We start from the raw sequence: 24,194 nt of genomic DNA, 5'->3' as shown, positions 1-24,194 counted from the left end.
CACACGCCGCAACGACGCGCACAGAAAAGCCGATCACGGCCACTGTCAACCATCAGCTGGGACCGAAGTGTCAAGCATCTACCGGGACCGGACACCACCAGCTCCAGCGACTGAGTTACAACTTTCTCTACTGGTTCAAGCCCCGGCTGCGCTCCGCTCCGCCGGGCGCGCTCCCGGCTCCGTGCCGGGCGCCGCTCCTGCCTTCGGCCCGCTCCGCCCGCGCTGCGCCGACGCGCGCCCACATATGGATAGGGCCCGAAGGCCATGAGTCGAGCACCGCAGAGAGGGGGCACGGTCAGAACATGCCTCCGGCGGGGGCGCTCAGGCTCCGAGATGGCGGGGGCGCCGTTCGCGGGTGCCGGCCGAGTGTGGCGTGCGCGGTGTGCTCCCATCCCGTCCGCCATCGACCCAGGCAGAGCCGAGCAGTCGCGGCCCAGGGCGTCAAGGTCGTTCGTCCAGCAGGGCGCTCCACCTTGACGCCCTGAACCACGCCCGCTCCACGGTGTGTGGGTCGACGGCAGACGGGACGGGAGCTGGGGCGAGTGGTGGGTGACGGGAGGATGGCTGCCAGGGGTAGCCTTCCCGTCCGTTCGAAGGTTTCTGGAAGGTTCCCTATGCACGCCATCGTTTTCCTGCTGCGGAGCGCACTCGGCCTTGGCGCCTGTCTGGTGTTCGCGTGGGAGCAGGACCGCCAGGCTTCGGGGCCGGGTTGGAGGAAGCCGCGAGTCTTCGCTGCGGCTGTGGCTGGGCTACTCGCCATCGTGTTGACCGCCTACGCCTAGAAGCCGCCGCTGGCCGTGCCCTTCCCGTGCCCGTTGAGTCGGGAAACAGCGGGGAGTCACGGGCGCTGGCGGACACTGGGCATGAGAACGGACCCCGACCGATTTACCTGTTCAGGGTCCGTTTCTGCTGGCGGTGGGTGTGGGATTTGAACCCACGGTGACTCGCGCCACGACGGTTTTCAAGACTCCATCGACTCCAGGGGGTGTAGCCCGCCAGGTTCCGGCATTGTGTCCCGTGGTCGAGCGCTGAGATCATTACGGCGAGTGCCTAGGAGAAGGCGCCGGGGAGGGTCGTGTGTCGTCCGTCGTTCTTGTAGTCATTCTCGTGATGGCGTCGCTACTGTGCATGATCGGCGTATTGGCCATGACGACTGGGCGCATCGCACTCCCTTGGGTGCGCAAGAGAGTGAAACGGCCTCGCGTATGGGGTGCTGGGACGTTGCTGATCGCGGCGAGCCTCACGGCGGCGTGGCTGGTGCCCTTCCATGGCCAGAGCCTGCTCTGGCTCGCTGGCCTCGTACTGACTTGCGGGGCCCAGGGCCGGCGGCATCGGGAGACGCCCCGGGGGATTGATCTGTCAAGAACAGCGCCGACACCTGACTGTGAGGATGTCCGTGGTGCCGCCCGAGACGGTCTGACCCGCCAACTGACCGACGTGCGAGCTGTCTTGTTGATGAAATGTCGGCCGACTCGGGTGGTGCCGCCCTGCGCGCGGCCGGTCGGGCGTTTGTGACCTCATAGGAGCCCGGCCAAAGGTCCCATCACAGTCTTGTCCTCCCGCCCGACCGGCGCGTGCCATCCCTCATGCGTCGCACGGAAGGACAGCACTCATCAGCATGGCAGACGAGATAACGGTGATCGGCGGCGTCGACACCCACACCGACTTCCACCAGGCCGCAGTGATCGACTCCATCGGCCGGCACCTGGCCACCGAGGCGTTTCCCACCACTCATGACGGCTACCGTCGACTACTGGAGTGGCTTCGCTCGCACGGCGACGTCATGGCCGTCGGTGTCGAGGGCACCGGCGCCTACGGCTGCGAACTCGCCCGGCTGCTGCGGGCAAACCAGGTGACCGTGATCGAGGTGGACCGCCCGGACCGACGAGCCCGCAGGGCCAACGGCAAGTCCGACCCCGTAGACGCCTTCGCCGCGGCGACAGCCGTACTCTCCGGCCGGGCCAGCGGGACCCCCAAGACCCGCGACGGCATCGTGGAGGCCATCCGCGCCCTGCGAGTGGTCCGCCGTTCGGCCGTCAAGGCCCGCACACAGATCATCAACCAGATCCGCACCCTCATCATCACCGCACCGGGCGAGGTCCGTGAGCGGCTGCGCACCCTGGCCCCCGCCGAGCTGATCAAGCAGCTGTCACGGTCCCGGCCCGGCGCGGACACCCGCGATCCGGCCTGCGCGGTCAGGATCGCCCTGCGGCGTCTGGCGCGCCGCCACCAATACCTCACCGCGGAGATCGCCGACGCCGATGCTGAGCTGAAGTCGCTGGTGGTCGAAGCGGCACCCTCGCTGGTCGCACTGTCTGGAGTGGGCATCGAGACCGCCGCCCAGCTCCTGATCACCGCCGGCGACAACCCCGAGCGGCTCACCTCGGAGGCATCGTTCGCGCACCTGTGCGCGGCAGCCCCCATCCAGGCCAGCTCGGGCCGCACCAACCGGCACCGCCTCAACCGCGGCGGCGACCGCCGGGCCAACCACGCACTCCACATGATCGCGCTGGTCCGCATGCGCTACGACCAGCGGACCCAGAACTACGTCGCCCGCCGCACCTCCGAAGGCATGTCCAAGAAGGACATCCTCCGCTGCCTCAAACGCTTCATCGCCCGCGAGGTCTACAGGCACCTCACCCGTCCCCACCACACACCGAAACCACTCACACAGACCCCTTGACGGCCTATAGGAGCGTCATCAACCGGCCGGACGAGGCGTGATGACTGATCCCGACAGCGCCGGCGGGGACGGTGGTGATGCGGGTACGAGCTCCAGGGCCGCGCGGTGCAGGCTCCCCCGGTCCGGCGGGCCCCCGAAAGTAGATCGTCGCCGCATGGCTCTCTGACATGGTCCGTTTGAGCGAGCCGCGGCTGGTGGCCCGGCGCGGGTTCGTAGCCGCGCCCGTCATGCGTGTTCGGCTGGGTCCCCTCGGCTCTGTCGGTGGCCGGCCCCAGGTTTACGGGGCCGCTGGTGGAGCGTGCTCGATGTGGCGTGTCCTGGCGCGGTGGGAGGAGCCCCTGATGTCTTGGCGGAACATTCAAGCGGTGGATGCGGTCTCCGGTGTCCGGAGATCGTGGCCGGGGCGGCTCCTGGCCGTGGTCGGCTTGGCGGCTATCGCTGGGATGCTGTTCCCGGCTTTGCCCGCCTACGCCGGAAGCACGCATGTGCCGTGCTCGGTCCAGGCCCTCGTAAAGGCGATCAGTGCGGCCAACGCTTCACCGGGTGCCGACACTCTCCGGCTGGAGCGCAAGTGCACCTACCGGCTGCTGACACCCAACAATGCCGGCAATGGCCTGCCGACCATCACCAGCCGGATCACTATCGACGGCAATGGCGCGACGATCACGCGAGCCCGGTCCGCTCCGGATTTCCGCATCCTCCACGTGGGTGTTGCGGGCGACCTGACACTTAACAAGACCACCATCAGCGGCGGGGTGGCCACAGACTGCCCTGGGGCCCCTTCGCCTCCGTTCCCTCCTGGGATCGTCTGCGGTGGCGGTATCGACAACCAAGGCGTCCTGACCGTGAATCACAGCCGGGTGATCAACAACGCCGCCAGCTCCGCTGTCTACGTCGAGGGCGGTGGCATCGACAGTGACGGGCCCTCGGCGACCTTGAACGACACCGAAGTCAGCGGCAACACCGTCCAGTACACCGGCACCGAGGTGAGCGTTGCCGCGGGCGGCGGGATTGCCAACGACGGTCCGGTGACGATCAACCGCAGCAGAGTGCACCACAACACCACGAGCGTCAGAGCGAACACCGGCAGCTTCGCGACTGGCGCTATCGCAGTGTTCGCCCAGCTGACGATCAAGGGCAGCACCATCAGCGACAACCGCTCCAGCGCCCCGGGCGGTACTGCACGCGGTGCAGTGAACAACTCCGCCACGGTGACCGTGACCGACACCATCTTCCGCAACAACACCGCTGATGCGCCGCACGGCACCGCCAACGGAGGAGCAGTCGCGAACGGCGGCACGATGTCCCTGACCGACTCCCTGATCACCGGCAACACCGCGACCGCCAAGGACGGCACTGTCACGGGCGGCGGCATCAGCGTCAGCCCCGTCGGTGACCTCACCCTGAGCCGGACCACTGTGCGCGACAACGCTGCCACGGCCTCCGGTGGCACTGCCCGAGGCGGCGGCATCAGCAACCTCCTCGGCGGCACCGTCAGGACCGATCAGTCAGGGATCACCAAGAACTCCGCCAGCGCCCCGGGCGGCGGAACCGCGCAGGGGGGCGGCATCTTCAACGCCATTGGCTCCACCACCTTGAACAAGAGCACTGTCACCGACAACAGAGCCGGTGACGGGGGCGGCATCTTCAAGGCGTCCGGCACAGTCACGCTCAACGACACCCTCGTCAAGCGCAACCACCCGAACAACTGCGCTCCGCCCGGCAGCGTCCCCGGCTGCACCAACTGAGCCAGCCTGGAAACATGGAGCAGCCCCGGATCGAACTCGTAGCGCGGTAGTCATCGCCGGTGCTGTACAGCATCGAGGTACAGCAACCCCAGCAAACGACTATGACTGACGGCCACTCTGATGGACCGAATGGCGGCCTGTATGACCCTCATCGACCGATCTCTATAGAGCTACGGATCAGAAGGTTGCAGGTTCGAATCCTGCCGAGTGCACACAGGTTGAAGGCCCCGGAGAGATCCGGGGCCTTCTGCGTTTCCGGAGAAGTGCCGAACCCGCCGCGGCCCGCCGGCGCCGGAACGGGCTCGCGGGGGAGGCGGTTGCTCAGCACTCCTCCTGGGGGTCGTTGCGGTTCAGCTTCTCCAGGTACTCGTGGGCCAGTGCCGTCGCCCGGGTGAACCAGTCGGCGATGACCGACAGCTCCTCGGGGGAGTAGTCGGCGAACAGGGCCGTGACGCGCTGGTAGTGGCCCGCGTACACGGCCTCGACGCGGGCCACCGCGGCCGGGACGGGTGCCACCCGGACGCGGCGGCGGTCGGCGGGGTCGGGGCGGCGGGTGACGTAGCCCGCGCGTTCGAGGCGGTTGAGGATTCCGGTGACCGCGCCGGTGGTCACGTGGGCCCGGGCCGCGAGGTCGCCGGCCGTGAGCAGTTCCTCGCCCGCCTCCAGTACGAAGCCGAAGCAGGTGAGGTCGGTGACGTTCAGGCCCAGCCGCCGGGCCAGTTCCTGCTGGCCGATCAGGTGGGCGGCGATGAGGTGATCCATCGCCGACAGCGCCTGCGCCGGATCGGCGGGCGGTCGGGGCGTGCCGTCCATCTTCCTTAATCCCTTAGCTCGTGAGATATTCGGTGTGTAAATGTCTTAGCCCGTGAGGGAACTTCTGTCGCTGTCGCTGGAGGCGGCCTTATGAGTCTGTACGACGAGGGTCACACGATGGCCGGCTGGACCGGCGCCGGCGTCGCTACCGCCGGCAGCGGCGTGCTGGGGTGGGGCGTGTGCGCGGCCTCGACGGCGGGGGTGGCCGGCGGCCTGGCCGTCGTCGCCGCGAGCGTCCTGGTGACCTGGGCGCTGCACCTGTCCGGCTGGGGCAAGCCGCCGGGCGTGCGGCCGCGGGCGCAGTGGGGCATGCGGGACCGCGACACCCTGGCCCGCGCGGGACACCCGGACTGCGTCAGCTGCCGCCTGGCGGGACGGGGGCGGCGGAGCGGGAACGTCATGGTGGCGGTGCCGGGTGAGGCGGGCGCCGCGTCGATGCCTCTGTCTTCCGTCGAGTGAACGTGCCGTCGACGCGGGCGGTGTCGGTGTTCGGTGTGCCGGGCTCCCGGAGCGGTGACGACCTGCGGAGCTTCCGGTTCGAAGCGGCTTCGAGGGCGGTGGGAGTGTGCTGCACGAGCACACTCCCACCGTTCTCTCGGGTGAGCAGGGCTTCCAGGGCACTGTCAGTGCTCCCCCCTACCCTCAAGAGTGATGGGACGCGTGTGGAAGTGCTCGGGGCTGCGGTGGACGTCCGGTGGTCCCGTGCTGGTCTGGGACGGGGGGCGGAGCAGTGGGCTGTCCTGGGGGAAGAGGGTGGCCTTCGCCGTGCCGGAGGGGGCCGTGCGGCGGTGTGTGGGGGCCCGGGGGAACGCGTGTCCGGTGGCGGCCGGGGTGCCGGGGCGGAGCAGGGGGGCCCGGTGCGAGGAGTGCGCGCGGCTGGACCGGGCGCACTCGGTGGCCGCGGACACCCTCGCCGATGATCCGCGGCCGTACCGGGTGTACCTGGCCTGGTTCGGGCCCGGCATGGTCAAGGTCGGGATCACCGCCGTGGAGCGCGGTCCGGCCCGGCTGCTCGAACAGGGCGCCGTCTGTTTCACCTGGCTGGGTGCCGGTCCGCTGATGGCGGCCCGGCGGACGGAGGAACTGCTGCGGGCCGCGCTCCGGGTGCCGGACCGGATCCCGTACGCGGACAAGCGGGCCGTGCGGACGGCGTTGCCCGGGACGGCGGCCGAACGGGCGGCCGAGGTGGAGGAGTTGCACGCGCGGGCCGTCGCGCTCGGGGGGTGGCCGGAGTCGCTGGGCCGGGAGCCGTGCCGGGTGGTGGACCACGTGGAGCGGTTCGGGCTGCTCACCCCGGCGGCAGCGGCAGCCGTCGGGGAGGTGGTGGAGCTGGTGCCGGGCGGGGCCGTGAGCGGGGAGCTGGTCGCGGCCGCCGGGCCCGATCTGCATCTGGCGGTCGGCGGCCGGCACGGGGTCGTCGTCCTCGACACGCGGCTGATGAGCGGGTGGGAGGTGGTTCCCCGGGCGTCGGACTCCGGTGAACTCGGGCTGCCGGTACGAGAGTTCGCGAGGGAGCCCGACGGGTTGTTCTGAGGGCGCGGGAGCGGATGGGCGGTTCCCAGGTGTTCCCTGAGAGCCGCCTGTGTGTTTCTCAGGAAAATCACAGACTGGGGAAAGCGTCTTCTCAGAGGACCCCGACAGGGTGTCCACCATGACCACGATCTCGCCCCAGGGGCGCACCGAACTGCTGAGGCCGGACGGGAGCCCCGTCCGCGTGCTTGTGGTGGACGACGAACTGTCGATCACCGAACTGCTGAGCATGGCTCTTCGCTACGAGGGCTGGCAGATCCGGAGCGCGGGCGACGGGCAGGGTGCCATCCAGACGGCCCGCGAGTTCCGGCCCGACGCCGTCGTCCTGGACATGATGCTGCCGGACATGGACGGGCTGACCGTCCTCCAGCGGCTGCGCCGCGATCTGCCCGACGTGCCCGTGCTCTTCCTGACCGCCAAGGACGCGGTCGAGGACCGGATCGCCGGGCTCACCGCGGGCGGCGACGACTACGTCACCAAGCCGTTCAGCCTGGAGGAGGTCGTGGCCCGGCTGCGCGGGCTGATCCGGCGCTCCGGCGCCGCCGACCGGAGGTCCGACTCCATGCTCGTCGTCGGTGACCTGACCCTGGACGAGGACAGCCACGAGGTGTCGCGGGGCGGGGACAACATCCACCTGACCGCGACCGAGTTCGAGCTGCTGCGCTTCCTGATGCGCAATCCGCGGCGCGTCCTCAGCAAGGCGCAGATCCTGGACCGCGTCTGGTCGTACGACTTCGGCGGGCAGGCCAACGTCGTCGAGCTGTACATCTCCTATCTGCGCAGGAAGATCGACGCCGGCCGGGAACCGATGATCCACACCCGCCGTGGGGCCGGTTATCTGATCAAGCCCGCCGTGTCATGAGCGGACGACGACGGCCGCGTCCGCGGAGACGAGCGGGACAGCCGCGCACCCTGCGGACCCGGCTCGTCGTCGCGTCGGTGGTGCTGATCGCCGTGGTCTGCTCGGTGATCGGCACCGTCACCACGCTGGCGCTGCGCTCACATCTGTACGACCAGCTCAACGGGCAGCTCGACGAGGTCGCCGCACGCGCGTCCGGCTCCTTCGGCCCGCCCGGCGAGGAGCCCGGGGGCGGCATGGCACCGGGCGGGCAGAGGCCCAAGACCCATCCCCCGGTCCTGACCAGCTTCGTCACCAAGGGCCCGCAGCCGCAGGGCACCATCGCGGCCGTGGTCGAGAACGGTGTGATCACCGACGCCGAGCGTGGCAAGCAGTCCCCCAGCGATTTCGAGATGGAACCGAAGCCGCTGACCAAGGCGCAGATCGCCGTCCTCCAGGCCGTTCCGCGGGAGGACGGGGGACAGCACACCGTCGACGTCCCCGGCCTCGGCACGTACCGGGTCGAGTACCGGACCGGCGACAACGGCGCCTACTACGTCGCCGTACCGACGGCCTCGGTCGACAACACGATCGACACCCTGATCCTCGTCGAGATCAGCGTCACCGCGGCCGGTCTCGTCGCCGCCGTCATCGCCGGCTACGCGCTCGTCGGCGTCGCCACCCGACCCCTGCGCAAGGTCGCCGCCACCGCCACCCGGGTCTCCGAACTGCGCCTGCACACCGGCGAGGTGAACCTGAGCGAGCGGGTGCCCGACGCGGAGTGCGACCCGCACACCGAGGTCGGCCAGGTGGGCGCCGCGCTCAACCGCCTGCTCGACCATGTGCACGGCGCGCTGCACGCCCGGCAGCAGAGCGAGACCCGGGTACGGCAGTTCGTCGCCGACGCCAGCCATGAACTGCGCACGCCGCTCTCCTCCATCCGCGGCTACGCCGAGCTCACACGGCGCGGACGCGAACAGGTCGGACCCGACACCCGGCACGCCCTCGGCCGTATCGAGTCCGAGGCCGGACGGATGACCCTGCTCGTCGAGGACCTCCTCCTGCTCGCCCGGCTCGACGCCGGACGTCCGCTGCAGTTCGAGCAGACCGATCTCGTGCCGCTCGTCGTCGACACCGTCAGCGACGCCCGCGCGGCCGGCCTGGACCACAACTGGCGGCTCGACCTGCCCGACGCACCGGCCCCGGTGTCCGCGGACGCGGCCCGCCTGCAGCAGGTGCTGGTCAACCTGCTGGGCAACGCCCGCAACCACACCCCGCCGGGGACGACCGTCACCGCACGCGTGCAGCGGCGCGGGGCGTGGATGTGCGTCGACGTCGAGGACAACGGGCCGGGCATCCCGGCCGAGTTGCTGCCGCACGTCTTCGAGCGGTTCGCCCGCGGGGACTCCGCCCGCTCGCGGGCCACCGGGTCCACCGGCCTGGGGCTCGCCATCGTGCAGGCCGTCGCGGCCGCGCACGGCGGCGCCGTGACCGTGGACAGCGTGCCGGGGCGGACGGTCTTCACCGTGCACCTGCCCGCGCTCGGCCCCACCGAGGTGCGTCCGGACCCCGCGACGAACTGGGAATCGCACTCACAGGCACAGCACAGTGCCGCCACATGGGTGGAACAGGGCGCCTGAGGAGAGTCGGTGCCATGCGAACCGACTCTTCTCCCGGCACCCTGCCGGCACGGGAGCACCTCCCGGCCGGAAACGCCGGTACGCCTGTCCTGGACGTAGTGATCCCCGTCTACAACGAGGAGAAGGACCTCGAGCCGTGCGTGCGCAGACTGCACGAGCACCTCGCGCGCACCTTCCCGTACGCCTTCCGCATCACGGTCGCGGACAACGCCTCCACGGACGGCACCCCGCGGGTGGCGGCACGGCTGGCGGAGCAGCTTCCCCAGGTCACCGCGCTCCGGCTGGAGCAGAAGGGCCGCGGCCGGGCCCTGCGGACGGTGTGGTCCGCGTCCGACGCGCCGGTCCTCGCGTACATGGACGCCGATCTGTCCACGGACCTCAACGCCCTGCTGCCGCTGGTGGCGCCGCTGATCTCGGGCCACTCCGACCTCGCGATCGGCTCCCGGCTCGCCCGTGCCTCACGGGTCGTGCGGGGGCCCAAGAGGGAGTTCATCAGCAGGGCCTACAACCTGATCCTGCGCGGCTCGCTGCAGGCCCGCTTCTCGGACGCGCAGTGCGGCTTCAAGGCCATCCGGCGTGATGTGGCGCAGGTGCTGCTGCCGCTGGTGGAGGACACCGGCTGGTTCTTCGACACCGAGATGCTGGTGCTCGCCGAGCGGGCCGGGCTGCGGATCCACGAGGTGCCGGTCGACTGGGTCGACGACCCCGACTCGACCGTGCACATCGTGCGGACCGCGACCGACGACCTCAAGGGCGTGTGGCGCATCGGCCGGGCGCTGGCCACCGGCTCGCTGCCGCTGGACCGGCTCACCCGGCCCTTCGGGGACGACCCGCGCGACCGCGACATCCAGGACGTGCCCCGCGGTCTTGTCCGCCAGCTCGTAGGGTTCTGCGTGGTCGGCGGTCTGTCGACGCTGTTCTACCTGGTGCTGTACAGCGTCTTCCGGCAGTTCTCCGGCTCGCAGATCGCCAATGCGCTCGCGCTGCTGGTCTCGGCGGTCGCCAACACGGCCGCCAACCGCCGGCTGACCTTCGGGGTGCGCGGCCGGGGCGGTGCGGTCCGGCACCAGGCGCAGGGCCTGGTCGTCTTCGCCATCGGACTCGCCCTGACCAGCGGCTCCCTGGCCGCCCTGAACGCGGCCGGCGGCAGCCCCGCGCACTCCACCGAGCTGGCGGTGCTCATCGCCGCCAACCTCGCGGCGACCGTGCTGCGCTTCCTGCTCTTCCGGGCCTGGGTGTTCCCGGACCGCCCGGAGGACGGCCCGGTCTCCACCGTGGTCGCCGCGCACACCCCGTCCGCGCACACCCCGTTCGCGCACCTCCTGCCCGCGACGGCCCACGCCACGGCGTCCTCGCCGACGTACGCCACGGCGTCCTCGCCGACGTACGCCACGACGTCCGTGCCGGGCCACGCCACGACGTCCGTGCCGGGCCACGCCACGACGTCCGTGCCGGGCCACGCCACGCCCGCGCCAAACCGGCCGGAGGGGCCGCTCCCACGCCGCCCGCTGCCGCACCCGGCGTACGGCCCGCACCAGACCACCGCCCAGGTCCGCGCCGGTGAAGCCGCGGACGGCACCTGGAGGGACGGCACCATGCCGCTGCAGCCGGTGCGCCCTCACTACACCGCCCCGGGGGACCCCCGATGACCACGCACTTCGACCATCCCGCCCAGCAGGGCGCCCCCGCCGTCTGGGGCCCGCCCCCCACGGCTCCCCCGCCGGCTCCGGAGGCGGCCGAGCCCCGCCGGCCCATCGTGTCCCGGGTGTGGCGCGGCCGCCCCGAGGACCCGCGCTGGGCGCGGCCGGCCTTCCTCGGGCTGCTGGCCCTCACTCTCGTCACCTACCTGTACAACCTGAGCGCCTCCGGCTACGCCAACTCCTTCTACTCGGCGGCCGTCCAGGCGGGCAGCAGATCCTGGAAGGCGTTCTTCTTCGGCTCGCTGGACGCGGGCAACGCCATCACCGTCGACAAGCCCTCGGCCTTCATGTGGCCGATGGAGCTGTCGGTGCGGATCTTCGGCCTGAACTCGTGGGCGATCCTCACGCCCCAGGTGCTCATGGGCGTCGGCACGGTGGCGGTCGTCCACGCCGCGGTACGGCGCCGGTTCAGCCCCGCCGCCGGTCTGATCGCGGGCGTGGTGCTCGCGCTCACCCCGGTCGCCGCGCTGATGTTCCGGTTCAACAACCCGGACGCGCTGCTGGCCCTGCTGATGTCGCTGGCCTGCTACTTCGTCGTCCGTGCGGTGGAGGACGGGCGGACCCGGTGGCTGGTGTGGGCGGGTGTCGCGATCGGCTTCGCGTTCCTAGCCAAGACCCTGCAGGCGTTCCTCGTCCTGCCGCCACTGGCGATCGTCTACGCCGTCTGCGGTCCGGTCCGGCTGCGCAAGCGGCTGGTGCAACTGGCTCTGGCGACCGTCGCGCTCGTGGTGGCGGGCGGCTGGTGGGTCGCGATCGTCGAGCTGTGGCCAGCCTCCTCCCGCCCCTACATCGGCGGCTCGCAGAACAACAGCTTCCTCGAGCTGACCTTCGGCTACAACGGCCTCGGCCGGATCAGCGGTGACGAGACCGGCAGCGTCGGCGGTGGTGGCGGCGCGGGCGGCTCCGGCCAGTGGGGCGAGACCGGCTGGGACCGGATGTTCAACTCCGAGATCGGCAGCCAGATCTCCTGGCTGATCCCGGCCGCGCTGATCCTGCTGGCCGCCGGCCTGTGGGCGACCCGCAGGGCCCGGCGGACGTCGGCCACGCGCGCCTCGTTCCTGGTGTGGGGCGGCTCGCTGCTCATGACCATGCTGGTCTTCAGCTACATGGCGGGCATCTTCCACCAGTACTACACGGTGGCCCTCGCCCCCTACGTCGCGGCCGTCACCGGCATGGGTGCCGGGCTGCTGTGGGAGCGGCGCCGGGAGACCTGGGCGTCGATCACGCTCGCCGCCGCCGTGGTGGCCGCGGCCGCCTGGGGCTACGTCCTGCTCAACCGCACCTCCGACTACCTGCCCTGGCTGAGGTGGCTGGTGCTGGTCGGCGGCCTCGCGGCCGCGTTCGGGCTCGTCTTCGCCGGGCGGATCTCCCGGCGACTGGCCCTCGGCGCGGCGGCGGTGGGGCTGGTGGCCGTGCTGGCCGGCCCGGCGGCGTACACCCTCAGCACGGTGAACGCGGCGCACACCGGTTCCATCCCGACGGCCGGTCCGGCGGGCGCGAACATGATGGGGTTCGGCGGCGGGCGCCCCGGCGGAGCTGACGGCGGTGGCATGCCGGGCGGCTTCGGCGGCGGGGCACCGGGCCAGGGGCAGCAGGGCCAACAGGGCGGGCAGGGCCGGCCGAACGGGAACCTGCCGGGCCAGGGCCAGGGTTTCCCTGGTGGGGGCATGCCGGGCCAGAACGGCAACACCCAGGGCCAGGGGCCGCGGAACGGGAACGGCTTCCCGGGCGGCGGTGCCATGCGCGAGGGCGGTCGCGCGGGCGGCGGTGGCGCCGGCGGTCTGCTGGACGGCGCGCAGGTCGGCTCGGCGGCCAAGCAGCTGCTGGAGACGGACGCGGGCGAGTACACCTGGGTCGCCGCCTCCATCGGCTCCCAGAACGCCGCGAGCTACCAGCTCGCCACCGGCGACCCGGTGATGGCGATCGGCGGCTTCAACGGCACCGATCCGTCCCCGACGCCGGCCCAGTTCAAGAAGTACGTCGCCGAAGGGAAGATCCACTACTTCATCGCCGGCGGTGGCATGGGCGGCAGCGGCAGCGGCAGCGGTTCGGCGTCGGAGATCAGCTCGTGGGTGCGGAGCAACTTCAAGAAGGTGACGGCCGGTTCGGCCACCTTCTACGACCTGACGAAGAGCGCCTGACGAAGACGGGCGATGAAGACCGCCGTACACCGCGGGGCCCCGGCCGCGCGGTGTGCGGCACGTCCGTTTCCCCCGGTCGGGTCGGCTCCCGCACGGACCGCCTAAGAGCCTGCGGCCCTGGGTATGCGTGCCGCTGCGGGCGGTGTGCGGTCGGCCGCGCCCAGGCGGCGGAGCCCCGTACCGACACGGCCGCGCGCCCCACGTCCGGGGCGGTGACCGGAGTTCGAGAGAGGTGCGTCGGTGGCCAGGACCGGTGACGGGTCTGCGCGGGGCAGTGTCTGGCTGGAGGCGAGGACACGGCGCGGCGGACGGGGTGGCCAGCCCTCGGGCCTGGACCGGGAACGGATCACCGCGGCCAGTGTGCGGCTGCTGGACGCCGAGGGCATGGCGAAGTTCTCCATGCGTCGGCTGGCGGCCGAGCTGAGCGTCACCGCCATGTCCCTGTACTGGTACGTCGACACCAAGGACGACCTCCTCGAACTCGCCCTCGACGCCGCCTACGGCGAACTGCGGCTGCCGGACCCGGAGGACGACGGCGCCGACTGGCGGGAGCAACTGCGGGCGCTGGCCGGTGAGTACCGGGCGCTGCTGGTGCGCCACGCCTGGCTGTCGCCGCTGGCCGGGCGGTACCTCAACATCGGCCCCAACTCGCTGGCGTTCTCCCGCGTGGTCCAGCGGGTCGTGCGCCGCGCCGGGCTGCCCGCGCACGGAGTCACCGGCGCCATCTCGGCCGTCTTCCAGTTCGTGTACGGCTACGGCACGGTCGAGGCCCACTTCCTGGCCCGGACGGCGGACACGGGACTGACCGCGGACCAGTACTACCGCCAGGCCATGTCCCTGGTCGCCGAGGACCCCGGGACCGCCGAGATGTTCCGGGAGTCCCGGGAACTGATGGCGGCCCGGGGCGGCGACACGGTCCGCGAGATGATGGACCGGGACTTCCGCTTCGCCCTCGACCTGCTGATCGCCGGCATCGAGGCGATGGTCGCCAGGGGCTGACGGCGACCGGCCGGTCGCCGTCCCGGAGCCGCGCCGGGAGACCGGCCGTTCGCCGCCGACGGGCCGTGGGCCCCGGCTAGTCGCCCTCCGCCAGCCGTGCCGGGAACCCGCCGGTCGCCACCGGGCCCCAGCGTTCCGGTGTCACCCGGATGATGGACTTGCCCTGCTTGCGCATCGCCTCGCGGTACTCGTCCCAGTCCGGGTGCTCACCGGCGATGTTGCGGTAGTACTCGACCAGGGGCTCGACAGAGTCGGGAGCGTCGATGACCTCGGCCGTGCCGTCGATCTGGACCCAGGGCCCGTTCCACTCGTCGCTGAGGACGATCAGGCTGACCCGGGAATCCCGCTTGGCGTTACGGGTCTTGGCGCGCTCGGGGTAGGTGGAGGCCACGATCCGGCCCGCGTCGTCCACCCCGCAGGTGAGCGGGGAGCCCTGGGGGCTGCCGTCGGTCCGGCGGGTGAGCAGGATGGCGCGGTGCCTGGGGCGTACGAAGTCCAGCAGCTCGGCCTGCGATACACGGGTGTTCGTCGCGATGTTCGGTGCCATGGACGCAGCCTAGGGCGAGCGGGGCCCGGTCAGCCCGACCCTGCCGGGCACAGGATCATCCGGGAGTCACTTCACCGCAACGGAGCAGCTAAAGTGCAGATGTCGTGTGCTCGCAGTCAGGAATGTGCTGCGGAGCTCTCCTGAGCATGGCCCTATGGCCATGACACCCGAGAGGTTCGTGGTGGCTTCCCCTGACTTTTTCGACGTGACCCGCTTTCCGGCCGGCCTGGAGCTGGCGGAGGCGCTCACGCTGGCGGCTCGGCAGCTGCATGAGACCACCACCCCGCAGGCCACGCTGAGCACCGCCGTCCGGCTGGCCGTGGAGCTGCTGCCCGGCGCCGAGCACGCCGGGGTCCTGGAGATCGACCGCGGAGAGGGCCGCCGTACGGTCGCCTGGACCGACGACATCGTGCGGGACGCCGAGGCCCCGGAGCTGCCGCACTGGGAGCGGCTGTGGACCTCGCCGGTGGTGCGGCTGCCCGACGACGCCGAGACCGAACGGGGACCGCTGGCGGACCTGGGGCTGCGCTCGGTGCTGTCGCTGCGGCTGCGCGCCGACCGGCGCCGGCTAACCGTGCTCACCGCCTACTCCGGCAAGCCGCGCGCCTTCGACGACACCACCGCCCGCCTCGGCCGCCTCTTCACCGCGCACGTCAGCCTCGCCCTGAACGCGGTGACCGTCCATGAGCAGCTCACCGAGGCCATGCACACCAGGGACCTGATCGGGCAGGCCACCGGTGTCCTCATGGAGCGTCTCGACATCGACGCGGCGGCGGCCTTCGAGAGCCTGGTGCGCGCCTCGCAGCGGGAGAACGTCAAACTGCGGGACCTGGCCCGGCGCATCGTGGGCGCCACCGACAACTGAGCCACCGGAAACGACGACGGCCCGCGGCCACTGCAAGTGGCTGCGGGCCGTCGGCCGTTCGCGTCAGGCGGCGGGCAGTGACTCGCCCTGGACCGCCTGGATGTCCAGTTCGACCCTGAGGGTCGTGCCGATGGCGGCGATGCCCGCCTGGAGGACCTGGTTGTAGTTCATCGCGAAGTCCTCGCGGTGCAGTTCGGCCGTGGCCCGGAAGGCCGCTCGGGTGCCGCCCCACGGGTCGGCGCCGGTGCCGAGGTAGGCCAGGTCCAGATCGACCGGCCGTACCACGCCGTGCATCGCCAGCTCGCCGTGCACGGTCCAGCGGTCCGGGCCGGCCACCGTCACGCCCGTGGAGCGGTAGGTGATCTCCGGGTGCCGCTCGACGTCGAGGAAGTCCGCGGACCGCAGGTGCGTGTCCCGCATGCCGTTGCCCGTGTCGACGGACGCGGCCCGGATCGCCGCCTCGACGCGGGACTTGGTCACGTCGTCCGGTGCGATCTCGATGGTTCCGCCGAACTCCGTGAACCTGCCGTGCACACTGGAGATCCCCAGGTGCTGGGCGACGGCGGCGACGGAGGAGTGCGCCGGGTCGATGGTCCACGGGCCGGGCGGCGGCAGTTCGGTGCCGCCCTGCCGGGCGAGCGTGACGGTGCCGACCTCGGCCCGCCCGCTCGCGGTGACGATGGCGCTTGAGGCGGCGGGCGCGTAGCCGACGGCGGTCACGATCACCGTGTACGCCCCCGGCGCCAGCTCGGTGACGTCCCGTACGGCGCCCTCGGGGTCAGCCTCGGCCCGCAGCACCTGCGTACCGGTCATGTCGGTCATCGTGACGACGGCGTGCGACACGGCCCATCCGTCCCGGGTACGGATCCTCGCGGTCAGTCCCATCCCGTCTTCTCCCTGAAAAGCCAGATAAATCGGTCGTATGAAACCGGCCCGTGACGGGCGCGTCTCTGCTCAAGGCGCGCGCCGTCACGGGCCGGGGATCGAACTACTCGCCGGGGTGGGCGAGTTCGATGTCGTGGCCGTCGACTCCGGTGCCGTTCACCGTCAGGGCCGTCGCCACCGGCGGGTAACCCGTCGCGATGACGGTGTAGTCGCCGCCGTCCAGGTCGGTGAAGGCGTACGCCCCGTCCGTCCCGGTGGTGGCCGTGCCGACCACGTTGCCCGCCTGGTCGACCAGGGTCACGCGGGCGTCGGCCAGCGCGCCGTGCGGAGCCCGCACGACACCCTGCAGCCGGGCGCCGGCGTCCAGGTCGACCTCGATCCGGGTGACCCCGGTGGTGGCGACCTCGACCGGCAGCGCGCGCGGCCGGAACCCGCTCGCGTTGACCGCGACGGTCACCGCGCCCGGCACCAGGTCGGTGAAGGCGAACTCGCCCTGCTCACCGGTGGCGGCGGTGGCCAGCAGGTCCCCGCGCACATCGGTGACGATCACCATCGCGTCCTCGACCGGCAGCGCGCTCCCGGTCGAGCGGACCACACCGGTCAGCCCGCTGGTGCCGCTGAGCAGGATGTCGTAGGACAGCGGCTCCTCGCCCACCACGATCGTGGAGGCCTGCGGCTGGAAGCCGTCGGCGGAGGCGATCAGGACGTACGAGCCGGTGCCCGGCGCGTCCACCGCGTAGGAGCCGTCGGCCTGGGCGACCGAGCGGCCGAGCTGGCGGCCGGACAGCGAGATCAGCGTGACCGCGGCCTGCGGGACCGGGGCGCTCTCGGCGCCGCGGACGAATCCGTGCACCGGGGTGCCGCCGCCCGTGCCCGGCTCCGCGACCGTGGCGACCGCGGTCACCTGCTGCGCGGCGGCCGCCGCGGCGGTGCCCTCGGACCCGGTCCCGGTGGTCGCGGCGACCGCGGCCGGGATCGTCTGCGCCTCGGCGACGACCGGGGCGGCGGCCGGGTCCAGGGCGGGCGCCCCGGCGTCCGCGGCCTGGGCCAGCGCGCCCTTGGTCTTCAGCGGGACTTCCTTGATGAACAGCGTGATCAGGAAGGCGACGGCGGCGAGGGCGGCCGCGATGTAGAAGACGTCGGCGATGCCGTGGCCGTAGGCGCTCTCCAGCAGCGTCCGGATGGGCAGCGGCAGCTTGTCCATGTCGGGGATGGTGTCGGTGGAACCCGAGCCGGCCATGGCGGCCTGGTACTTGGGGCTGAGAGCCCCGATGCCGTCCGTGACGTAGTGGGTGATCCGGTGGGCCATCACCGCGCCGAGGGCGGAGACGCCGACCGCACCGCCGAGGGAGCGGAAGAAGGTGACCGTGGAGCTGGCCGAACCGAGGTCCGAGGGTGCCACCTGGTTCTGCGTGGCGAGGACCAGGTTCTGCATCATCATGCCGATGCCGAGACCCAGCAGGGCCATGAAGATGGCCATCTTCCAGTAGTCGGTGTCGTACCGGATGCTGCCCAGCAGGGCCAGGCCGGCCGTCACCAGGAGGCCACCGCTGACCAGCCAGCCCTTCCAGCGGCCGGTGCGGGTGATGAACTGACCCGAGACGGTGGAGGAGATGAACAGGCCGCCGATCATCGGGATGGTCAGCACGCCCGACATCGTCGGGGACTTGTCGCGGGCCAGCTGGAAGTACTGGCTGAAGAAGACGGTGCCGGTGAACATCGCGACACCGACGAACAGCGAGGCGAGCGACGCCAGCGTGATGGTGCGGTTGCGGAACAGGCGCAGCGGGATGATCGGCTCGCTCGCCTTCGCCTCGACGAGGACGAAGAGCGCGCCGAGCACGACCGAACCGCCGACCATCGCGTAGGTCTGCCAGGACACCCAGTCGTACTTGTCACCGGCGAAGGTGACCCAGAGGAGCAGCAGGGAGACGGCGGCGGAGATGAGGAACGCGCCGCCCCAGTCGACCTTGACCTCGCGCTTGACCACGGGGAGGTGCAGGGTCTTCTGCAGCACGATCAGCGCGATGACGGCGAACGGGACACCGACGTAGAAGCACCAGCGCCAGCCCAGCCAGGAGGTGTCGGTGATGACACCGCCGAGCAGCGGGCCGCCGACGGTGGCGACGGCGAAGGTCGCACCGAGGTAGCCGGAGTAACGGCCCCGCTCACGCGGGGAGATCATCGCCGCCATGACGATCTGGGCCAGGGCCGACAGACCGCCGACGCCGATGCCCTGCACCACGCGGCAGACGATCAGCATGCCGGGGTTCTGCGACAGCCCGGCCGCCATCGACGCGACGACGTAGATGACCAGGGCTATCTGGACGAGCGCCTTCTTGCTGTACAGGTCGGCGAGCTTGCCCCACAGGGGAGTGGCCGCGGTCATCGACAGCAGGGCGGCCGTGACCACCCAGGTGTAGGCGGACTGACCGCCGCCGAGGTCGCCGATGATCTCCGGCAGGGCGTTGGAGACGATCGTGGACGACAGGATCGCCACGAACATGCCGAGCATGAGCCCGGACAGGGCCTCCATGATCTGCCGGTGGGTCATCGGGGCGTGACCTGTGCCTCCCCCGTGCTTGGCGTGAGCCCGCACACCGGCTGGTGTGGTCGTTGCCATGGGCTTCCTTACTTACGTGCTTGCGGGTGTACGGGTGGTCTCTTCGACTACGGGCGCGGGGATCCGGACCGGGGTCGAGCGGCAGTCGCCGAAGGACGCGCGCAGGCGCGTCATCAGCCTGATGAGCTGGCCGACCTCGTCGTCGGTCCAGTCGTCGAGCCGCTCCGCCAGCAGACGCGTGGTCCGCCGGGACAGCTCGTCCAGCTGCTCCAGACCGTCGGGCGTCAGGCGCAGGATGCGCGAGCGCTTGTCCGCGGGGTCCGGGTGCCGTTCGATCCAGCCACGCGCGGCGACGTGCGCGACATGCCGGCTGGTGACCGACATGTCCACGGAGAGCAGCTCGGCGAGCTTGCTCATGCGCATGTCGCCGTGGCGGCCGAGCAGGGTCAGCACGGCGGCCGAGCCGGCCGGGCACTCGGACGGCAGGATCCGCCCCAGCTCCCGTTTCACGGCTCCGAAGGCGCTGAACTGACGCACCAGCTCCTCGTACTGCGTCTGCTCGGCCATCACACCTCCCGTATTCGTTGCTTAGGGCAACCATAGGGGAGGTTGGTTGCTGCAGGCAAACAACCAGGGGTCGACCGGCGCAAAAACTTGGCAAAGGCAAGTATTGCGAACGTAAATACGCTGGTCGGAGTGGCCGCCCGCACCCCGTCTGTCCCGGTGGACCCCCACTTGGGTCGCACCACCGGATTCGCTAGTGTCTCGGGCCATGGCTAACACCCAGGGCCCCCAGGGCAATTACGACCCCGCAGGCAGCACCCAGATGTTCCGCGCGTTCGTCGACGAAGGCCCCCAGGGGCGGCAGCAGCAGCCCGCCTCCTCCGGTCCCCGGGTCGGCCTGATCATCGGCGTCGTCGTGGCCGTGGTGGTCGTCGCCGCCGTCGCCTGGCTCGCGGTCAAGTAGGACACCCACCCGGCTCCCGGACACACGGAGGCCGCCGAGGCTGCCGCGACGGCGGCTCGGCGGCCCTGTGTCCGTGTGCCCGTCAGTCCGAGATGAGGCCCTCCCGCAGCTGGGCCAGGGTCCGGGTCAGCAGCCGGGAGACGTGCATCTGGGAGATGCCGACCTCCTCGCCGATCTGCGACTGGGTCATGTTGGCGAAGAAGCGCAGCATGATGATCCGGCGCTCCCGGGGCGGGAGCTTGGCCAGCAGCGGCTTCAGGGACTCCCGGTACTCCACGCCCTCCAGCGCGGTGTCCTCGTAGCCGAGGCGGTCGGCCAGGGAGCCCTCGCCGCCGTCGTCCTCGGGGGCCGGGGAGTCGAGCGAGGAGGCGGTGTAGGCGTTGCCGACCGCGAGGCCGTCGACCACGTCCTCCTCGGAGACCCCGAGCACGGCGGCCAGTTCCGTGACCGTCGGGGAACGGTCCAGCTTCTGGGACAGCTCGTCGCTGGCCTTGGTGAGGGCCAGGCGCAGTTCCTGGAGCCGGCGCGGGACGCGCACCGACCACGAGGTGTCGCGGAAGAAGCGCTTGATCTCACCCACGACCGTCGGCATCGCGAACGTCGGGAACTCCACGCCCCGTTCGCAGTCGAAGCGGTCGATCGCCTTGATCAGGCCGATGGTGCCGACCTGGACGATGTCCTCCATCGGCTCGTTGCGCGAGCGGAAGCGGGCCGCCGCGTAGCGCACGAGGGGGAGGTTGAGCTCGATCAGGGTGTCCCGGACGTAGGCGCGCTCGGGGCTGCTCTCGTCGAGTGCGGCCAGCCGCAGGAACAGGGACCGGGACAGGGTCCGGGTGTCGATGTCCGCCGCGACCGGCGGGGCCGGGGCGGGGGCGGTGGCCGGGTCGGCCTGGGCCGGCACGGCATCGAGGGCCGTGACGCCCTCGATGCCGTCGAGGACGTCGAGAGCGTGGAGCTCCTTGGGCGCTGCCTCGCTCGTGGGCGTGAGGACCTTCGAGCTGCCCTGGTCTGCGGACATGCCACCCCCTTTGGGTCGCGGGACGGTCGGCGGCGGTGCTGCCTTTCGAGCAACGCAGCCTTCACCTGAATACCGGCGCCGGAGCTCCGGCAAACGCGCTTCCCGCAGAATGTCACATGTCGGCAACACGCTGTAGTGACATGTCGACATGTGAGTCGTGAATAGGCCCTGGAAAGAAGGGGTCTGACGGACTTTCGACGCACAACTGTCGGGAACCGCCCCGGTGGGCGATTCGCTCTCACCGGTGAGTGATCGATCCTGCTTTCGATCCGCCGTGGACTGGCGTTTTCCGGCGTGTGCTCCCGTGCGCCGGTTATGCCTCGATGCGATTCGCGGATCGCAGCCGCTGGAAGCTACGCGCGAGTAGCCGGGACACGTGCATCTGGGACACACCGAGTTCCGCGCTGATCTGCGACTGGGTCAGATTGCTGTAGTAGCGCAGCAGCAGGATTCTCTGTTCCCGTTCCGGGAGTTGGACCAGGAGATGGCGGACCAGGTCGCGGTGTTCCACGCCGTCCAGGGCCGGGTCCTCGAAGCCGATGCGGTCGAGCAGGCCGGGCAGTCCGTCGCCCTCCTGCGCGGCCTCGAGGGAGGTGGCGTGGTACGAGCGTCCCGCCTCGATGCAGGAGAGCACCTCGTCCTCGCCGATCCTGAGCCGCTCGGCGATCTCGGCGGTCGTCGGGGAGCGCCCGAAGGCCGTGGTGAGGTCCTCGGTCGCGCTGTTGACCTGTACCCACAGCTCGTGCAGCCGGCGCGGTACGTGGACCGTGCGGACGTTGTCCCGGAAGTACCGCTTGATCTCACCGACCACGGTCGGCATCGCGAAGGTCGGGAACTGCACCCCCCGCTCGGGGTCGAAGCGGTCGATGGCGTTGATCAGGCCGATGGTGCCGACCTGGACCACGTCCTCCATCGGCTCGTTGCGGGAGCGGAAGCGGGCGGCCGCGTAGCGCACGAGCGGGAGGTTGGCCTCGATCAGCGCGCCGCGCACCCGGTCGTGCTCGGGCGTGCCGGGAGTCAGGTCCTTCAGCTCGGCGAAGAGCACCTGGGTCAGGGCGCGGGTGTCGGCGCCGCGGCGCTTCTCGGGGGTCGGAGGGGAGGGGCTGGGTACCTCGTCCTGGGGCGGCGCAGTACTGGCCGACACGGTCAACGCCACCTCTTCATCGGTCAGTCATCCGTCAAAAGCGGTCATAGCATCACAAGACATGTGCACTGTGTGCAAGCACCGCATAACGTCGTGTTGTGGTCGGACGGCGCCCAGTTCGGGGCCCGGGACGAGGAGAAGCCCCCCATCTCTCCCATGGGGGGCTTCGGGCGCGCGCGGGTCAGAACTCGTAGTCGGCGATCACCCACGTGGCGAACTCCCGCCACAGCGCGACGCCGGCCTGATGGGCCGGGTGCTCGAGGTAGCGCCGCAGCGCGTCCTGGTCCTCGACCGCCGAGTTGATCGCGAAGTCGTAGGCGATGGGCCGGTCGCTGATGTTCCAGGCACACTCCCAGAACCGCAGCTCCTCGATCTGGCCGCCGAGCGCCCGGAAGGCCTCCACGCCCGCCACGACCCGCGGATCGTCGCGCTCGACGCCCCCGTTGAGCCTGAAGAGGACCAGGTGGCGGATCATGGGGTGTACCTCAGCTCTGTGCTCCGTCGGCGATCCAGGTCATGAAGTCGCCTATGGCCTTGGCCGCGTCCGATATGCCCTCGAAGCCTATCTGGACGTAGTCGGCCGCCTTGGCCGGGTCAGTGATGATCACGTACAGCGCGAAGACCGCGAGCACGTACACGGCGATCTTCTTGGCGTTCACCGCCACCGCGGCCTCCCCTGTACCTGCTGCGACTCTTCGGTGCCCTGTTGTCGGCCGTGAGTTTATCCGCCCGCTCGTGTGTTCCGGCCGGGGAATTGTGTGCGAGTCGTGGCGGGCCGGAACGCGGTCCGGCAGGCGGGGAGTTGGGAAACCACGAGAGGCCCGGTCCATCGGACCGGGCCTCTCGTGCAGAGCGGTAGCGGAGGGATTTGAACCCTCGGTGACTTGCGCCACACTCGCTTTCGAGGCGAGCTCCTTCGGCCGCTCGGACACGCTACCGAGGGAGACCCTACAGCAAGGTGGGGCATGGTTTGAAATCGGAATTCAGCGGTCCCGGAAGAACTCCGTGAGCAGCCGGGCGCAGTCCTCGGCCAGGACGCCCTCGACGACCTCGGGGCGGTGGTTGAGCCGCCGGTCGCGCACGACGTCCCACAGCGAGCCGGCCGCTCCCGCCTTCTCGTCCCGGGCGCCGTATACCACCCGGTCCACCCGGGACTGGACCAGCGCGCCCGCGCACATCGTGCAGGGCTCCAGGGTGACGGCCAGCGTGCAGCCGGCCAGCCGCCACTGCCCGAGTTTCGCGGCGGCCCGCCGGAGTGCGAGGACCTCCGCGTGCGCCGTCGGGTCGCCGGTGGCCTCGCGCTCGTTGTGGCCGGCGGCCAGCACCGTCGTGCCGTCCGGGGACAGCAGGACGGCGCCGACGGGGACGTCGCCGCCCTCCACTGCCAGCCGGGCCTCGTCCAGGGCGAGCCGCATCGCGGCCCGCCAGGGGTCGCGCACCGGGTCGGGTGCGCCCGTGGTGTGCTCGGTGCTCAGCGGACGGTCTCCAGCACCTCCGAGGCGCCCAGGGCCTCGGCGATCGTGCCCAGCGCGTCGTCGGCCTCCAGCGTGCGCAGCTCCTTCTGGCTGATGCCCAGGTCGTCGAGGATCTCGCCGTCGCCCACCGGGCTGTGCGGCACCGCGTCGGCGGCGGCGCCGTCCGCTTCGTCCTCGTCGTCGTCGGACTCGCCGTCCTCCGTGCCGTCGAGGTCGAGGGAATCCAGGTCGGGGCCGTCGTCGGCACCCGGCTCGCGGCCCAGCAGCTCATCGGTGAGCAGCAGCTCGCCGTAGGCGCTGCGGGCGGCGGCGGCCGCGTCGGAGACGTAGATGCGAGGGTCGTCCTCGCCGTCCACGCGGACGACACCGAACCAGGCGTCCTCCTGCTCGATCAGGACGAGCACGGTGTCCTCCTCGGGAGAGGCTTCCCGGGCCAGGTCGGCGAGATCCGACAGGGTTTCCACATCGTCGAGCTCTGTGTCGCTCGCTTCCCACCCGTCTTCGGTGCGCGCGAGCAGTGCGGCGAAGTACACCGTGACTCTCCCACTGGTCATAGGCGTGCCGGTTGGGGGTCCCCCCGGCGGAGGTCTCTGGGCGGGTAGAGCTCGGCTCCGGGCCCCGCCCACTCGGAATCGTGG

The 24,194-nt window shown here is 70.9% G+C and carries 22 protein-coding genes and 1 tRNA gene; 11 read left to right on the top strand and 12 right to left on the bottom strand.

The genetic code is table 11. The features are described from left to right. The first annotated feature begins 1,618 nt into the window (after window positions 1-1,618). Entirely contained in the window at window positions 1,619-2,683 is a 1,065-nt protein-coding gene (locus AB0924_RS33850) for an IS110 family transposase (protein WP_366913509.1), read from the top strand. Between the two features lie 365 nt (window positions 2,684-3,048). Beyond that, window positions 3,049-4,431 (top strand): hypothetical protein, encoded by a 1,383-nt coding sequence (locus AB0924_RS33845; protein ID WP_366913508.1) that lies wholly within the window; start codon window positions 3,049-3,051, stop codon window positions 4,429-4,431. A 321-nt stretch (window positions 4,432-4,752) separates the two neighbouring features. Here the strand turns inward: AB0924_RS33845 and AB0924_RS33840 are convergent, their stop codons facing one another. Further along, complete coding sequence (locus tag AB0924_RS33840) at window positions 4,753-5,244, bottom strand: MarR family transcriptional regulator (RefSeq protein WP_366913507.1); 492 nt, start codon at window positions 5,242-5,244, stop codon at window positions 4,753-4,755. 90 nt (window positions 5,245-5,334) lie between these two features. Between AB0924_RS33840 and AB0924_RS33835 the strand changes: the two genes are divergently transcribed. From AB0924_RS33835 to AB0924_RS33805, 7 genes are all read left to right on the top strand, one after another. Further along, window positions 5,335-5,703: an HGxxPAAW family protein gene (locus AB0924_RS33835; RefSeq protein WP_366913506.1), complete on the top strand. Its 369-nt coding sequence runs from the start codon at window positions 5,335-5,337 to the stop codon at window positions 5,701-5,703. A gap of 192 nt (window positions 5,704-5,895) precedes the next feature. Then, entirely contained in the window at window positions 5,896-6,777 is an 882-nt protein-coding gene (locus AB0924_RS33830) for a DUF2797 domain-containing protein (protein WP_366913505.1), read from the top strand. 118 nt (window positions 6,778-6,895) lie between these two features. Next, window positions 6,896-7,636 carry a response regulator transcription factor gene (locus tag AB0924_RS33825; protein WP_358939314.1) on the top strand — a complete coding sequence of 247 codons (741 nt, stop codon included), beginning with the start codon at window positions 6,896-6,898 and terminating at the stop codon, window positions 7,634-7,636. Next, window positions 7,633-9,252 (top strand): ATP-binding protein, encoded by a 1,620-nt coding sequence (locus AB0924_RS33820; protein WP_358939316.1) that lies wholly within the window; start codon window positions 7,633-7,635, stop codon window positions 9,250-9,252. Before AB0924_RS33825 ends, AB0924_RS33820 begins: the two co-directional genes overlap by 4 nt. A 14-nt stretch (window positions 9,253-9,266) precedes the next feature. Next, entirely contained in the window at window positions 9,267-10,901 is a 1,635-nt protein-coding gene (locus tag AB0924_RS33815) for a glycosyltransferase (protein ID WP_366913503.1), read from the top strand. After that, window positions 10,898-13,093, top strand: a complete 2,196-nt coding sequence (locus tag AB0924_RS33810; RefSeq protein WP_366913502.1) for a glycosyltransferase family 39 protein — start codon at window positions 10,898-10,900, stop codon at window positions 13,091-13,093. The genes AB0924_RS33815 and AB0924_RS33810 overlap by 4 nt, the downstream gene beginning before the upstream one ends. 240 nt (window positions 13,094-13,333) lie before the next feature. After that, on the top strand, window positions 13,334-14,092 hold the full coding sequence (locus AB0924_RS33805; protein ID WP_366913501.1) for a TetR/AcrR family transcriptional regulator: 759 nt from the start codon (window positions 13,334-13,336) through the stop codon (window positions 14,090-14,092). A gap of 76 nt (window positions 14,093-14,168) precedes the next feature. Here AB0924_RS33805 and AB0924_RS33800 read toward each other — a convergent pair whose 3' ends face one another. Continuing rightward, complete coding sequence (locus AB0924_RS33800) at window positions 14,169-14,639, bottom strand: PPOX class F420-dependent oxidoreductase (RefSeq protein WP_358939324.1); 471 nt, start codon at window positions 14,637-14,639, stop codon at window positions 14,169-14,171. A 205-nt stretch (window positions 14,640-14,844) separates the two neighbouring features. Between AB0924_RS33800 and AB0924_RS33795 the strand changes: the two genes are divergently transcribed. Next, window positions 14,845-15,504, top strand: coding sequence for an ANTAR domain-containing protein (locus AB0924_RS33795; RefSeq protein WP_358939326.1), 660 nt, complete (start codon window positions 14,845-14,847; stop codon window positions 15,502-15,504). Between the two features lie 63 nt (window positions 15,505-15,567). On the opposite strand, the gene AB0924_RS33790 is transcribed toward AB0924_RS33795, so the two are convergent. The 3 genes from AB0924_RS33790 to AB0924_RS33780 all read right to left on the bottom strand — a co-directional run bounded on the left by AB0924_RS33790 (window position 15,568) and on the right by AB0924_RS33780 (window position 19,519). Further along, the gene (locus AB0924_RS33790; RefSeq protein WP_366913500.1) at window positions 15,568-16,389 is read right to left on the bottom strand and encodes a YceI family protein; all 822 of its coding nucleotides are present in this window, start codon (window positions 16,387-16,389) and stop codon (window positions 15,568-15,570) included. A gap of 103 nt (window positions 16,390-16,492) precedes the next feature. Then, window positions 16,493-19,012 (bottom strand): MFS transporter, encoded by a 2,520-nt coding sequence (locus AB0924_RS33785; protein ID WP_366913499.1) that lies wholly within the window; start codon window positions 19,010-19,012, stop codon window positions 16,493-16,495. Between the two features lie 12 nt (window positions 19,013-19,024). Continuing rightward, entirely contained in the window at window positions 19,025-19,519 is a 495-nt protein-coding gene (locus AB0924_RS33780; RefSeq protein ID WP_358939333.1) for a MarR family transcriptional regulator, read from the bottom strand. A gap of 205 nt (window positions 19,520-19,724) precedes the next feature. Between AB0924_RS33780 and AB0924_RS33775 the strand changes: the two genes are divergently transcribed. After that, a complete protein-coding gene (locus AB0924_RS33775) occupies window positions 19,725-19,919 on the top strand; it encodes a hypothetical protein (RefSeq protein WP_366913498.1) in 195 nt (64 codons plus the stop codon). Window positions 19,920-20,001: 82 nt separating this feature from the next. On the opposite strand, the gene AB0924_RS33770 is transcribed toward AB0924_RS33775, so the two are convergent. From AB0924_RS33770 to AB0924_RS33740, 7 genes are all read right to left on the bottom strand, one after another. Next, window positions 20,002-20,937: an RNA polymerase sigma factor SigF gene (locus tag AB0924_RS33770; protein WP_358939337.1), complete on the bottom strand. Its 936-nt coding sequence runs from the start codon at window positions 20,935-20,937 to the stop codon at window positions 20,002-20,004. A 313-nt stretch (window positions 20,938-21,250) separates the two neighbouring features. After that, the gene (locus tag AB0924_RS33765) at window positions 21,251-22,087 is read right to left on the bottom strand and encodes an RNA polymerase sigma factor SigF (protein WP_358939378.1); all 837 of its coding nucleotides are present in this window, start codon (window positions 22,085-22,087) and stop codon (window positions 21,251-21,253) included. A 175-nt stretch (window positions 22,088-22,262) separates the two neighbouring features. Continuing rightward, window positions 22,263-22,556, bottom strand: coding sequence for a Dabb family protein (locus AB0924_RS33760; protein ID WP_366913497.1), 294 nt, complete (start codon window positions 22,554-22,556; stop codon window positions 22,263-22,265). Between the two features lie 10 nt (window positions 22,557-22,566). Next, window positions 22,567-22,746 (bottom strand): hypothetical protein, encoded by a 180-nt coding sequence (locus AB0924_RS33755; protein WP_358939341.1) that lies wholly within the window; start codon window positions 22,744-22,746, stop codon window positions 22,567-22,569. 188 nt (window positions 22,747-22,934) lie between these two features. Further along, window positions 22,935-23,019: transfer RNA gene (locus tag AB0924_RS33750), tRNA-Ser, on the bottom strand. Between the two features lie 45 nt (window positions 23,020-23,064). Further along, on the bottom strand, window positions 23,065-23,496 hold the full coding sequence (gene tadA, locus AB0924_RS33745; protein ID WP_358939380.1) for a tRNA adenosine(34) deaminase TadA: 432 nt from the start codon (window positions 23,494-23,496) through the stop codon (window positions 23,065-23,067). 56 nt (window positions 23,497-23,552) lie between these two features. Then, complete coding sequence (locus tag AB0924_RS33740) at window positions 23,553-24,089, bottom strand: hypothetical protein (RefSeq protein ID WP_358939383.1); 537 nt, start codon at window positions 24,087-24,089, stop codon at window positions 23,553-23,555. Window positions 24,090-24,194 lie beyond the last annotated feature (105 nt).

Origin of the sequence: Streptomyces sp. NPDC047869, from assembly GCF_040704065.1 — a bacterium.
Taxonomy (GTDB): Bacteria; Actinomycetota; Actinomycetes; order Streptomycetales; family Streptomycetaceae; genus Streptomyces.
The sequence above is the reverse complement of the archived record's forward strand: the minus strand, read 5'-3'. Positions and strand labels throughout refer to the sequence as shown.